At 68.1% G+C, this 12,822-nt stretch carries 14 protein-coding genes; 7 read left to right on the forward strand and 7 right to left on the reverse strand.

What is annotated here, in order from left to right; all coding sequences use genetic code 11:
* Positions 1–311: 311 nt before the first annotated feature.
* The 4 genes from ACFZDE_RS21330 (at position 312) to ACFZDE_RS21345 (ending at position 5,311) form a co-directional block, all read left to right on the forward strand.
* Positions 312–1,475, forward strand: a complete 1,164-nt coding sequence (locus tag ACFZDE_RS21330) for a DUF3631 domain-containing protein (RefSeq protein WP_391202568.1) — start codon at positions 312–314, stop codon at positions 1,473–1,475.
* 447 nt (positions 1,476–1,922) lie between these two features.
* Positions 1,923–2,726 carry a DUF2637 domain-containing protein gene (locus tag ACFZDE_RS21335; RefSeq protein ID WP_391201698.1) on the forward strand — a complete coding sequence of 268 codons (804 nt, stop codon included), beginning with the start codon at positions 1,923–1,925 and terminating at the stop codon, positions 2,724–2,726.
* 312 nt (positions 2,727–3,038) lie between these two features.
* Positions 3,039–3,590 carry a plasmid mobilization relaxosome protein MobC gene (locus ACFZDE_RS21340; RefSeq protein ID WP_391201701.1) on the forward strand — a complete coding sequence of 184 codons (552 nt, stop codon included), beginning with the start codon at positions 3,039–3,041 and terminating at the stop codon, positions 3,588–3,590.
* 5 nt (positions 3,591–3,595) lie between these two features.
* Positions 3,596–5,311, forward strand: a complete 1,716-nt coding sequence (locus ACFZDE_RS21345) for a relaxase/mobilization nuclease domain-containing protein (protein WP_391201704.1) — start codon at positions 3,596–3,598, stop codon at positions 5,309–5,311.
* 158 nt (positions 5,312–5,469) lie between these two features.
* On the opposite strand, the gene ACFZDE_RS21350 is transcribed toward ACFZDE_RS21345, so the two are convergent.
* From ACFZDE_RS21350 to ACFZDE_RS21365, 4 genes are read right to left on the reverse strand one after another with little or no spacing between them, the layout of a single operon-like run.
* Entirely contained in the window at positions 5,470–5,652 is a 183-nt protein-coding gene (locus tag ACFZDE_RS21350; protein WP_306965861.1) for a DUF397 domain-containing protein, read from the reverse strand.
* 9 nt (positions 5,653–5,661) lie between these two features.
* The gene (locus ACFZDE_RS21355; RefSeq protein ID WP_391201708.1) at positions 5,662–6,516 is read right to left on the reverse strand and encodes a Scr1 family TA system antitoxin-like transcriptional regulator; all 855 of its coding nucleotides are present in this window, start codon (positions 6,514–6,516) and stop codon (positions 5,662–5,664) included.
* 7 nt (positions 6,517–6,523) lie between these two features.
* Entirely contained in the window at positions 6,524–7,048 is a 525-nt protein-coding gene (locus ACFZDE_RS21360; RefSeq protein ID WP_391201711.1) for a DUF6879 family protein, read from the reverse strand.
* Positions 7,020–7,427, reverse strand: a complete 408-nt coding sequence (locus ACFZDE_RS21365) for a hypothetical protein (protein WP_391201714.1) — start codon at positions 7,425–7,427, stop codon at positions 7,020–7,022. Before ACFZDE_RS21365 ends, ACFZDE_RS21360 begins: the two co-directional genes overlap by 29 nt.
* A 363-nt stretch (positions 7,428–7,790) precedes the next feature.
* Here ACFZDE_RS21365 and ACFZDE_RS21370 point away from each other — a divergent pair, with 363 nt between their 5' ends.
* The 3 genes from ACFZDE_RS21370 (at position 7,791) to ACFZDE_RS21380 (ending at position 9,996) form a co-directional block, all read left to right on the forward strand.
* Positions 7,791–8,516 carry an ATP-binding protein gene (locus tag ACFZDE_RS21370; protein ID WP_391201717.1) on the forward strand — a complete coding sequence of 242 codons (726 nt, stop codon included), beginning with the start codon at positions 7,791–7,793 and terminating at the stop codon, positions 8,514–8,516.
* 426 nt (positions 8,517–8,942) lie between these two features.
* Positions 8,943–9,134, forward strand: coding sequence for a hypothetical protein (locus ACFZDE_RS21375; protein ID WP_306965868.1), 192 nt, complete (start codon positions 8,943–8,945; stop codon positions 9,132–9,134).
* A 103-nt stretch (positions 9,135–9,237) separates the two neighbouring features.
* Positions 9,238–9,996, forward strand: coding sequence for a hypothetical protein (locus ACFZDE_RS21380; protein WP_391201721.1), 759 nt, complete (start codon positions 9,238–9,240; stop codon positions 9,994–9,996).
* Positions 9,997–10,045: 49 nt separating this feature from the next.
* On the opposite strand, the gene ACFZDE_RS21385 is transcribed toward ACFZDE_RS21380, so the two are convergent.
* The 3 genes from ACFZDE_RS21385 to ACFZDE_RS21395 form a co-directional block, all read right to left on the reverse strand.
* A complete protein-coding gene (locus tag ACFZDE_RS21385) occupies positions 10,046–10,693 on the reverse strand; it encodes a hypothetical protein (protein ID WP_391201724.1) in 648 nt (215 codons plus the stop codon).
* Positions 10,694–11,268: 575 nt separating this feature from the next.
* The gene (locus tag ACFZDE_RS21390) at positions 11,269–12,219 is read right to left on the reverse strand and encodes a sporulation-delaying protein SdpB family protein (protein ID WP_391202571.1); all 951 of its coding nucleotides are present in this window, start codon (positions 12,217–12,219) and stop codon (positions 11,269–11,271) included.
* Complete coding sequence (locus tag ACFZDE_RS21395; protein WP_391201726.1) at positions 12,219–12,818, reverse strand: SdpA family antimicrobial peptide system protein; 600 nt, start codon at positions 12,816–12,818, stop codon at positions 12,219–12,221. Before ACFZDE_RS21395 ends, ACFZDE_RS21390 begins: the two co-directional genes overlap by 1 nt.
* Positions 12,819–12,822: the final 4 nt, after the last annotated feature.

Here is a 12,822-nt window from a genome sequence, read left to right on the forward strand (position 1 = left end):
GTGTTCCCTCGGGGAACAAGGCGAGCGTCCCGTCTCGGGACACGGCCAGTGTTCAGTCACTGAACACACCGAGCCTCCGGCGCGGCAACGCCGGAGGCTCTGGAAACCCCGTCGCCCGCATCCAACGAACGATCCGCGCGCACCGGGCCAGCGATGCCCGGTTGCCGCAGGAGAGGAGCCGCCCTGTGCAACCTACGACACCCGAGCCCTATTCCGCTCCCGGCAAACCCGAGTGGCCTGCCGTCGCCGTGCCCGGCCAGTTGGAGCGCGCCTCAGGCGAAGAGACTCCAGCGGCCGACGGCAGTGCGTCCATCCCGGCCCTGGCGGATCAGCTTGCCGAGGAGGCGGTGCCGGACCCAGAGCCGACGTACGGCTCCGAGCTGCTGGACGAACTGCGTGCCCAGATAGCCCAGTTCGTGATCCTTCCCACCCAGCAGGCGCTAGACGCGGTCACGCTGTGGGTCGCGGCGACGCATCTGCAGCCCGCGTGGCAGCACGCGCCACGTCTGGCGGTGGTGGGGCCGGCGAAGCGGTGCGGCAAGTCGCGGCTGCTGGACGTGCTGACCGAGACGGTCCACGAGCCGATGCTCACCATCAACACCACACCGGCTGCGGTCTTCCGGTCGATCACCGAGGAGCCGCCCACGCTCCTGGTGGACGAGGCGGACACCATCTTCGGCACACCGAAGCAGGCGGAGAAGAACGAGGAGATGCGCGGCCTGCTCAACGCCGGTCACCAGCGCAACCGCTACGTCACCCGCGTCACCGGCAATGACCACACCCCGCACCGGTTTGCCACCTTCGCCATGGCCGCCCTCGCCGGGATTGGCGAGCTGCCTGACACGATCATGGACCGATCGGTCGTGATCCGGATGCGGCGTCGGGCGGAGGGCGAGAGCGTCAAGCCCTTCCGCTCCCGCCGCGACATCCCCGCCCTCCATGATCTGCGGGACCGTATCGCTGCCTGGGCACGGCCCCGGCTCGATGAGGCAGCGGATCTGGAGCCGGGCATGCCGGTGGAGGACCGGGCCGCCGACACCTGGGAGCCATTGGTGATCGTCGCCGATCTTGCCGCCGGGCACTGGCCCGGCCGGGCCCGTGAGGCGTGTGCGCGGATGGTGGCCGCGGAGGTCGAGGCAGAGGAGGACCAGTCCGGTGAGGCCCGGATCCTGGCCGACATCCGAAGGGTCTTCGTCGCCCAGCGCGAGGTCGACAGCCTCTCCACGGACGAGCTGCTGCACCACCTGCGGCAGAACGCCGAGAGCCCTTGGGCGGAATGGGGGCGCAAGGGGCTGAGCGCCCGGGAACTGGCGGCGATGCTGCGCCGGTACGACATCAGGCCCGGCAACGTCCGTCTCGCCGACGGAACCCAGCGCAAGGGCTACATGCGCAACAAGTTCCTCGACGCCTGGCGGCGCTACTGCCCCACCGTTCACTCAGTGAACGCCGAGTCCGCCGCTCCAGCGTCGGGCTGAGCACCGCCTCCCCTGGTGACCGTCCCTGCCGTCCCTGCCGTGATCCCGCAGGTCAAACGGTATGCGGCCGGGACGGGAACCGGGGGCAAGACGGCAACGCGATCACGCAGACCGTGCTGCTCCGCCAGGACGCTGTCTGAATCCGTCTTGTGCCGTCCCGGGCGTCCTCGCCGTATCGCCGCAGGTCACAGCGCGTGCGGCGGGGACGGCAAGACGGATCCGATCCGTCCACGGCCACCGACTGCAGCTCCGCCGTCCGTGCGTGCCCCAAGACGCGCCGGGCGCCGCCAGGACGGAACACCAGCCCTCCTGCCGTACCGGCCCTGACCTGCGCTTGCAACGGCCAAGACGGCAAAGACGGACCACGCCACCATCCCAGGAGAACCCCGCTTGACCACCCTCTCCCCACCCGCATACCGGGACCATCGCTCTGGCGAATGGCGGCCGATGACGACCAAGCAGGCGGCCGAGCGATATGCGCTCACCGCGGCCGGAGTTGTCATCGTGGCCCTCACCGCCGGCGGGTTCTGGCTGTCGTACGCGCACCTCGCGGAGGTCGCCGGACAGCACGGCCTCAAGAGCTCCCCGATCCGCCAGTGGGCCTGGCCGGCGACCCTGGACGCGTTCATCGTCGCGGGCGAACTGCTCATGCTCCGCGCGGGCCTGCGCCGGGTGACCGACGGCTGGGCCATCGCCCTCACCGCCATCGGATCCGTCGGCTCCATCGCACTCAACGTGGCCGGGGTCAGCGGCACCGGCAACGCAGGCACCGTGCCCCTCCTCGACTACGTGGTCGCCGCGGTTCCCCCGACCGCCGCGCTGCTGGCCTTCGGTGTCCTGATGCGGCAGATTCACCAACTGGTCGACCAACCTGCCGACCACTCGGACGCCGCGCCCTTCCGGGCGCCGGAACCACCGGTCACCGCGCCCGCCAAGCCCGCCAAGCCACCGGCCGAGCCGGTCCGGGCCGCTGAGCCTCCGGCCTCCGGTTCCGTCCAGCCGGCGGAACCATCGCCCGAGGTTTCGGATGGCAAGCCGCGCGGTGGTCGTCCGCCCAAGGCCACGCTCGCGGAGCTCGTGGCGATCGGCCGGATCGCCCTCGCTGAGCACGGCAGACTCAGCCGCTCCCTTCTCCGGAAGGCCGTCAAGGACAGGGACTTGACGATCGGCAGTCAGCGGCAGACCGAGGTGATGGAGATCCTCCGGCCCGAAATCGAAGCCGCCGCCAAGGCCGGTCCGAGCAGCGGCTGACCGGAAACCTCAGAGGGGTGACCGGAACCCTTCCGGTCACCCCGACCAGCCGACCACCGCCCCGCTCGCCACACCTGTGGACGGCGTGCCGACCACCAGTACCCCGTCAGCCCCTTCCACTCCTCTTCCGGAGAACCGCCCGTGACGCACGACCCGCACCGCTTCGACCGCACTCCCGACGAGCTGCTGCCGACGAAGTCCCCTACGCTGGTGGGGGGTTTGCGGCAGGCGTTCGGACGGGCTGCCCCTGGCGGAGCCAGTAGTACCCCGAGTCCGACTCAAGGCCGGACTTCGGGGGTCTCCGCCCCGGGGGTGGCGGAGACGGCCCAGCGCCAGGGGGCGCCGGACCAGGGGGTCGGAGCCGAGGGCGGCTCCGACCTGGACACGCTTCACTCCGTCCAGCAAGCCGTCCTGCGCCCCGCAGACAGCGCAGCGATCGCCGTCGGCGAGGCTGCCGTGCAGAGCGTGCAGCCCACGATCCGCCGCTTCACCGGCACCAAGCGCAACGACCGTGTCGGCCCGCTGCGCTTCACCGGCGACCAGCGAGCGCGTCTCCAGCAGGCCGCTGCCGAGCACGGCTACAAGGGCGACTCCGGCTTCGCCGCCGACATCGTCCTCGCCTTCATCACCGGCCGGTTCACCGCCAACCTGCCCCTGTCCGAGGACCGCCGCCGCACACACCACTTCCGCGCCCAGGTCCTGCGCCAGCTCAACCGGATCGGCGTCAACGTCAACCAAATCGCCCGCGCTCTCAACAGCGACCACACCCCACCCGCCATACGCCAGCACCTCGACGAACTCCACCACCTGCTGGAGCTGATCGCCGAGGCCCTCCGCCAGCCCGCCGACCCGGAGGAGGTCTGAACAGCGTGATCGCCGCCATCAAGCCCGCCGGGACCAACACCCGTGGCCTGCTCGCCTACCTCTACGGCCGCGGAAGCCATGACGAGCACTTCGACCCGCACATCGTGGCCGGCTTCGCGATGCTCGGCATGCCCGACCCCGGCCGCGACGAGAACGCCACCCTCACCGAACTCGGCCGCTACCTCGACGAGCCGGTCTCCTTGCGCAACAGCGAGTTCGGCAAGCCGGTCACGGACCACGTCTGGCACTGCCCGGTCCGCGCCGCCCCCGAGGACCGCTACCTCTCCGACGCCGAGTGGGGCGAGATTGCCCAGCGCATCGTCCAGGCCGCCGGCATCGCCCCGGCCGGCGACGACCTGGCCTGCCGCTGGATCGCCGTACGCCACGCCGACGACCACATCCACATCCTCGCCACCACCGTCCGCGAAGACGGACGCCGCCCCAAGCTCCACGACAGCGGCCTCCGCGTCGGCGACGCCTGCCGCGAGATCGAGAAGGACTACGGGCTGCGCCGCCTGGAAAAGGGTGATCGCACCGGCGCCCGCCGCCCCACCCAGGCCGAGATGCACAAGGCCGAACGCCTCGGCTGGGACCAGCCCAGCCCCGAGTGGCTCCAGGACCGCATCCGCGCCGCCATCCCCCACGTGACAGGCGCCGAGGAGTTCATCGCCTACCTCGAAGCCAGTGGCGTCGAGGTCCAGGTCCGGCGCGGCCCGTCAGGCGACCTCCTCGGCTACGCGGCCGGCCGCCCCGGCGACATCAATGAGGCCGGCGAGCAGATCTACTACCCCGGAAGCAAGATCTCCCCCGACCTCTCCCTGCCCAAAATCAAGGCCCGCCTCGAATCCAGCCAGCCCGAAGAACACCCCACCGCCCGCCGCAACCACCCCAGCACGCCGTGGCACCAAGCCACCGACGCCCTCGACACCCTCCACACCGACCTCACCGACGACACCCACGCCCAAGCCCACATCACCGCCCTCGGCGAACTTCTCGAAGCCACCGCCCAGAAGGCACCCGCCGATCTGCGCGCCGAACTCCAGGCCGCCTCGAAGGTGTTCAGCCGAGCCCAGCGTTCCCAGGTCCGGGCAGAAGACCGAGCCGCCCACGCCCTGCGCAGCGCGGCACGGGACATCGTGCACACGGCTACCGGCCCCGACGGCAGCGTCTTGGCCGCCCTGGTCGCAGCCCTCGTCTGGGCCGCCATCGTCGCTGGGCGCTGGCACGAGGCGAAGAACCACGCTCACCAGGCCGACGCCGCCCGCCAGGCCGTCCAGCACCTCCAGACAGCCGCCGACCACGCCCTCGCCCCGTCGCTCGCCGAACTCACAGCCCGCCCACCCAGGGAGGAAGCCCGCCGCGTTCTGGCCGGCGACGTACGAGCAGCCGTCCCCGACCACGCCGAGCGAATCCTCGCCGACCCCGCCTGGCCCGCGCTCGCCACCGTCCTCGCCGACGCAGAAGCCCGCGGCCACCAACCCCACCAACTCATCATTGAAGCCGCTGCCCAGCGTGAGCTGACCACCGCCCGCCAACCCGCCCGCGTGCTCATCACCCGCATTCAGCACACCGCCCGGAACCCAGCGCCCAACCGCCGTGCCGAAGCCGCCCGCCGCCGCTCGACCATCGCAGGATCGATCCCCACTCAGCAGACCGGAATCGGTCGGCTCCCAGTGGTGACTCCATCGCCTGCCGAACAGCAGCACCGACAGCGTCGGTAGGCACCCAACGCAGTGTGCCCATCCGGCGGGACCAGAAGGTGGCCTCGCCGTTCGCGGCGAGGCCATCAGTTCCTATGGCTTGTCCCCGGGGCCCCGCCGGGCGGGTGGAAGGCTAACGCGGCTGCTCGCCTCAGAGAGCCGATCGAACGCCTCCAGCGTTATCCCCGCTTGGCGTGCTCCACGAGTGCCGTCCAGGCGGTTCGCGGGACGGCCAGGATTCCCCGGTTGCGGTCCTTCGTGTCCCGAACCATCACGTACTTCGAATCGTTGTCGGCCACTTCAACGCAGTTCTCCGTCCCGGTGTAGGAGCTGGTCCGCCAGTTCGGAGCCACAGGCTGCATGGTGCTCTCCTAGTCGCTCGGCATCTGATCGAAGTGATGGATCGCTGTGAGGATGAGCTCTCGGACTGCGGTTCCGTAGACCGCTGACTGCTGCAAGAGGGCGAACGCCTTGGTGTACAGCTCGATTTCTCGGGGCTGGGTGACGGAGAACTCCGCCGAGTAGGTCTCGACGAGGACGAGCTTGTCGTCGAACATCGAGAAGGAGTTGCCGGGCCAGATGCCGATGGGGGCGGATCTGGGGATGATGCCCAGGCTCAGCCGGGGAAGGCGCATGACCGCGAGCAGGCGGTCGAGCTGCCCCTTCATCACCTCCGGGCCGCCGAAGTTGGTGTAGAGCGCCTGCTCGCCGAGTACCACGTTAAAGATCCGGTTGCCCCGATACAGGTACTGCTGCCGTTCGAGTCGCTTGGCGGTGGCGGCTTCCGCGTCGTCGGGGATCTCGTAGTAGTCGACAACCTGTCTGAACGTCTCGGCCGCGTAGTCCGCCGTCTGGATCGTTCCCCACACCAGCGTCGGGTGCCAGATGCGGAAGACCTTGGTCTTGGCGTAGACCGGCAGGGCCTTGCGCTGCCGCCGTTCCGCCCCCGTCTGCAGCTGCCGGCGCCACTCAAGCCACAGCTCGTCGATGTGGCGCACCGTGGCTATCAAGTCATCAACAAGTTCTTGCCTGTTGGTCTTGACGCACCAGACCCGGATGTCGTCTTCGCTGGGGTTCTGCTTACCGTTCTCCAGCCGAGAGACCTTGGACTCGGCCCAACCCGTGGCCACGGCGAATGCCCGGCCACTCGCGAATCCGGCGTCCTTCCGGAATCCGCGCAGCCGGGCACCCAGCGCCTCTCGTGCTTCTTGAGCTTGGTTATTCACTGATGGGTCAGGGCTTGTACTCGGCGTGTGGGATGGCGGCGGACCAGAGCACGTCACGCACGCGGACGCACTCGGCCACGGTGTCCGGGTCCTCGACGATTTCCGACCCCAGCACTCGACCCTCGGGGTCGAAGTGGCCGACGGCGAGGAGACGATCGTCGTACAGCCACCAGTCGTTGCCGCCGACCGGGAACGTGATGCCCTCCGGCAGCTGGTGCCGCGGAAGCCATCGGATGTCTTCGCCGGCCTCCAGGTTGAGGTGGGTCAACGAGTGCTCCCAGCCAACGTACTGGGAGTGCGGCTCCGTGATGACCCGGACGCGCCGGACGGTCTTCCCTTCGCCCGTGACGCGCTTCATCAGCGTCATCCAGGGGTCAAGCCACGCGTAGTCGTCCGGCTCACCCCTCTGCCATCGCGCGTAGGGCGTGTCCTCGACGGGAGACCCGTAGTCGTCCCTCAGCTCCAGGTGGAAGGCATCGCGTTCGAAGTTGCTGAACAGCTCGTCACGCTGGGCTGGGGTGATCAGGTCCACTGTTCTCCTCCAGTAGGGCCGTGATCGAGGACTTGGGGACCTCGATGCAGGTCTCATAGTCGGGCATCCGCATCTGACTCAGAGCCTCGGGATCAGTCATCTCCGGGCCTTGCAAGATGCACGTGTCCTGTTCCGTGACGAGCATGATCGGGGCGGTGAAGCTCCTGATCTCGCCGGCCGCGTGTCCGTCCTTCGTCAGATGCTCGAACAGCTCCGGCGGTACCTCGATCACTGTCTGACCTTCGGGCACGTCGAGCTGCATGAGCAAGTCGTTCGCGAACACCTTCCAGCCTTGGATGACGTAGCTGTCCTGGTCACTGGCGTACAGGGTGGGGCTGTCTCCGGGGGTGGAGTTCTTACCAAGGAACCGTAGCTTCACGGCTGCTCTCCCGTCCGCTGCCTTGCGCCGGTTTGCGTGACACGACGATGGTCCGCGAGGTGCTCTGCCCCGTCAATCGACTTGCTGCAAACTCGCGCAATCTCCTTGGGGGTTGAGAGACAGCCGTCCTACGGTCGTCTCCAAACCCGAGCAACCAAGGGAAGCCGGCGGACGCCCCTGAGGTGCGGCGCCGAGAGCAACCTTCCCGACCGTGACGTGCGGAGGACAGCGATGGCTCTTGCCTTGCAGAGTGCAACTGCTCCCGAGGCGACGCGCGGGAGATTACGGAGCGCTTCTGGCGGCATAGCCGGTGCTGCTCCGCCGCAGGGAAGGGTTCCGCAGGTACACGGTCCGGGGAGAGACATGGACCAGCCAGTTCGCTTCATCGTCTCCTGCACCCGCTCACCGCAGCGAGTTGGGCAGCTGCGCCGGATCGGTGCCGCTCACCTCCGGCTGTGGGGGATCGGCTCCTGCATCGACACAGCCAACCTGCTCATCAGCGAGCTGGTCACCAACGCCGTCCGGTACGGCGAGACGGAGGACGTCAGCATCTCTGTCTCGTACTGGCGGGGCGAGGTCCGCATCGAGGTGGATGACGGAACTCCGGGCCGGCCTCAGGTGAAGAGACCGGCCGCCGACGAGGAGAGCGGTCGCGGCATGCTGATCGTCGAAGCCCTCGCCGAGGATTGGGGGACCAGCGAGGACGGCACACTCACGTGGTGCACCATCGCTGTACCGGAGCCGGTGGTGCCCAAGTCGGGGTTCTGGTGCGAGTGGCGCCAGGAGGACGGCCAGCGGCTCTCGCTCGCGGCCATGTCCACGCCGGACCGCGCGATCCGCTGGGCTCGCATTCAGATGCGCGTCATTGCCTCGGCCATCGACGCGTCGGTGGTTGGCCACGTCTGGGACTGGCTGTCCGACGGATGGCGCGAGCCCGCCGTGGCTCTGAAGAACGGCGAGGAGTTTACGCTCCCCCTCTGGGCCGGCCCGTACAAGTTCGTCTGGCATGCCCGTCCGGTGCGCTTCGTGCCGGTGGTCGGCGGAAGCCCTCTGCCCCACCTCGGGGAGGAGGAGCCGGACTGGGACTGAAGCCCGCCGAGCTGTGGAGCTGTTCGACTGGCAAGGCGGGAGCTGCTTCAGGTGCGAGCGGATCGGACTTCCCGTGACGGAGATCGGTGATATCACCGTGGCAGGCGAGACCTTCGCCCTCCAAGCCTGCCAGTGGTGCGTGTTCAGGCTCGAGCAGCTCCACTACACGATGAGTGAGCGAGCTGTACGCCGGCAGCGCCCCCGGTCACCCGCACCCGCACCCGCACCGTCTCGCCCCATCACCCAGTGGCCCACCAGCGCGCCACTCGACAGACCGCCCGCCCATGTCGCGTAGCTGGGCAGCCGCGCCATGGGCGGGCCCTATTCCCCCGTCCCTGCCGTTCGAACTGGAGGCTCCCCCAAGACCTCAGAAGGACAGGTCGCGGCAGGGACGGGGCCGCCCCCGACCAGGAGAAGAGAGGTGCCTTGGCGACCGAGGAACAGGAACCACAGGAACTGGACGACGACGAGCTGTTCGACCCCGTCGGCGCGGTAGGCGCCGGGATCGGCGTCGCCAAGGACGAAGGGCTTCCCCAGGCTGCCCGTCAGGTCGGCACGGACGTTGCGGAGGACGCCGCAGCCAAGCTCGCGGACCTCAAGCGCCTGGGGCAGACGTAGAGGCGCGTGCCCACCCAGACCCCCGTCGGCAGGCACCAATCCGCATATCTTCCCGTGCCTGCCGGGGGGCCCATTGCGCCACCCGACGAGAAGTGAGGGACTGATGAGCGTCACCGCGCCACCCGCCCGAACCCATGGAGCCACAAGCCCGCTCCGCAGCCGTCCGGCCGTTCGCCGCTTCCTCGAAGGCCCGCCGCTTGACCCGGCAGACCTGTCGATGGTCTTACTGGTCACCGAGGAGGAGTCGGACCGCCCCATGCCGACCCTCACGGTCGCGCAGCTTCCCGCACGGGTGCGCCAGGCCAAGCAGCTCGGCATTCGCTCCGTGAAGATCTTCGCGGAGTCCACCCAGCGTGACGCCGCCGGGGAGTTCTCCGTCGTACCGGATGCCCTCATGGCCCGCGCGGTGCGGACGGCGAAGGACGCGGAACCCGAGATCGCCGTCATGACGGAGACCTGCCTCTGTTCGTACACCGACACCGGCTTCTGCTACGTCACCGACAGCAGGGACGCCCGGACATCGCCGCCACACCGGAACCTGCGACCTCGCCCTCGCCGCCTGCCGGGACGTCGAGCCCGCGACCGGGCCGGAGACGACCTCCTCGACAGCGATGCTGCCGCCGTCCGGAGCCAGGACCGTGCCCACTCGCCTGCGGGCGATCGCCCACTCCTGCCATTCCTCCTCGGCCGCGGCCAGCTCGGCCTGGATGCGATCGGCTTCCTCACGCACCCCCTCGACACGACGACGAGTAGCGAGCTCGTGCTCTTCCAGCAGTCCGACCACCGACGGCATCCGCGACCTCCCGGGGAGCGACGACACGACACGCCGCCACTCCCATTGAATCGCCGACCCTATGCCTGACCAGCGAAAACATCGCCCTCAGATTCGGAACGACGACAGCTTCTTAGGGTCATTTCTTCACATACAGCACCTGGTGGAGGAGAGGCAGGTCGGCGCCCCCCCGGTATTCCTCGCGGCACACGTAGGCGGTCCAGCGGCCTTCCGAAATGCCCGTTTCTCCCTCAGATTTGCAGTAGCTCATGTTCTGGGTGGCCAGCCATGCGGCCTCGTAGACGTAACCGTGCGGCGGGGGGTTCGATCCTGCGGGAAGCTGCTGGGCGGGGCCGCAGTCAGTGAAGGGTGCGGCGCTGTCGCGGCAGATTTTGACGAGAGGGGTGCCGGCGTATTCGCGGTAGACGGGCACTGTTTCGGAGCCGCAGCTGGTCGCTACCTTGGTGATGGGCCCGGGGAAGACGCCGATCATGGGCTGGATCACCAGCGAGTGGCAGCCTGGGCCCGCGTTGCGAAGTTCTCCGGCTATTGCGCTCTTGCCTTCAGCGGACCTGATCAGTCCGGAGGCGCTTGCGGTTGCGTGGGTTACGGACCACTCGGACATGGTTCTCTGGGCGTCTCGCTCGCCTTGGGGGGCTGCGCCGGCTGCCGTGGCTGGCTGCGCGAAGGCGTCATCCTCTGCGGCCGTCGCCGTCGCTGAGGCGGATATGGTGATCAGAGCGCTGACGGTAGCCGCCGCGGCGATCCAGGTTCGCTTGCGCATCATTCGGTTCTCCTTGGTTTTTAGGGCAGCGGGTGCTTGTCGCTCGAGTTGTCGCGCCAGAGGCGTCAGCCGGTCAAGCCGTTGATGGGCCAGGAGGTGAGGGGCACCGCTTCCCCGCAGTCCTCGGTGCCCTCGGATCCGCGGCATACCTTCAGGTAGCCGGTGGTTGTCGGCCGGTATGGGTCCAGGCGGAGATCGACGGGCGCTGAACCGCGACCGCATTGCGTCACATAGTTGGTGTAGGGGAGCGGGACGAAGTCATGCGTCCATCGCACCCATACCGAGTGGCACTCCGTCCCGGCGTTTTGCAGCTCTCCTCTGATGAGGAGCGCTGCACCGGTTGCGCTGGTGCCCTCCTCGATCCATCGCATGCCGAATGCGGTGGAGGATCCGTGGGCCGCGGACCACTGCACGGCAGGACGCGCCGCGTTAGGGGTGCTGGCTGCTGCTGAGGGCCCTGAAAGCGACAAGGCAGCAAGCACGGCGGCGCCTGCACACAGGGCACGACTGTCCGGCCTGAGAGTCATATGCGATCACCTTGGCTTAGCGGTTGACGAGGATTGGCCGCTCGGGGGTCCTCAGGCCGGGACGCGTTCTTTGCTCTGTGCGTCCGCTTCTGGCTGTTCCGCGACAGAGTGTCGGCGCGTGCGGCGAAGGAGCGCCTTGAAGTCGGGGTCGTGCCCGAGGGGCGACAGGAGGAGAAGGAGGCCGGCCCACATGGCGATGGCGAAGCTCCACAAACCCATGACGACTGCGATGGAGAGGTGGAAGAGGATGCCCGCGGGCAGCAGCATCCAGCGCACCCGTTGGGGCATGAGCAGCGCGGCGGCCAGGGCGATCTCAAGGACGAGTGGTCCCCAAGTGATCACGGCGACACCTACTGGGCTGTCGACGATGATGTCGAGCGCGGGGCGCAGCCAGTAAGGAGCGCCGAAGGCGTAGTTGTTGATCCAGTAGTACAGGGCCGTTCCGTCGGCCCATTCGGCGTGTGGCAGCTTGGCCACGCACGACTGGAAGTAGAGCAGAGCCATCTGGACTCGGGCCATGATGATGGCGCTGGTGCCGAGCAGGGCCGACAGGTTGCGCTGGCGGGAGGCTGGCTCCTCAAGTGGCTGGCTGGGCTGCCAGTGCCAACGTCGTTTGTCACCGATGGCCACCATCGCGATGAGCAGGGTCAGAATCCAGGTGATCTGGTCGCCGCCGTCGGAGATGGAAATTCCGGTGAAGACGCTGAAGGCGACGTATGCGTGCGGGATGGCGGTCAGGCGGGGCCGCCACCCACTGGCCGTCACCACCAGGACGAGGCAGCAGATCCAGCGCATCGTGTCGTAGTGCTGCGACGACACCAGGCAGAAGGCTCCGCCTGAGTTGACGCCCTGGCACAAGGGGTAGCGGCCGACGGTGGCGACTTCCCGGAAGAGGGTCGCTGCATCGCTGAACGCCAATGTGCCCAGAGTGCCCAGGGCGAGGAGGGTACGGGCTAGGCCGTAGCCGGCTGCCCAAGGAAGGGGGAAGGCACGTTGGCGCATCAGCACGTCACCTCCAGCACCATGACCTGCTCAGGGCTGTGTGACTCGGGGACGAGGTCGCGCCAGGCCCAGGGTGTGGGTTTCTCCTGCAGGAGGCCGACAGTCCCGCACAGAGTCGGTTCCGGAGACCGGTTCGCGATCCGACGTACCGGTGGCCCGAAGTCGCTCAGACAGCTCTGTCTGCTGCTTGTGCACTCACGCCAGTCCTTTTTCTGCGCTGCCGACAGCAGGAGTGCAATCTCTACTCCTTGGGCACGCGATTCGCGATCGAGCCCGAAGACGTTGCGGGGAGAGGAGTGCGGCGTCAGGGAAAGAGGCTTCCACTTACCTGGGGTCCTCTGGTATGGGACCATTTCGGGATCCCGCGGTGACTTGGTAAAGAAGGCCCATCCTTGGGGGGCCACGTTCGCCACGGTGTGCCTGGCTGCCTTTTGGCCGGGCAGCGTGATCACATTTTTCGGCAGCTGAACCTGCGCGACGTACACGACTACAACTGCCCACACAGTGCAGACAATTATCACTGATTTCCGCGAGACGGAGACTTGCCCATTTCCCGTGCGGGTGAATTTGGCATAGAAGGAGCGGAGTTTAGTCTTCATGGTG

The sequence above is a fragment of the Streptomyces sp. NPDC007929 genome, assembly GCF_042959065.1.
Classification (GTDB): domain Bacteria; phylum Actinomycetota; class Actinomycetes; order Streptomycetales; family Streptomycetaceae; genus Streptomyces.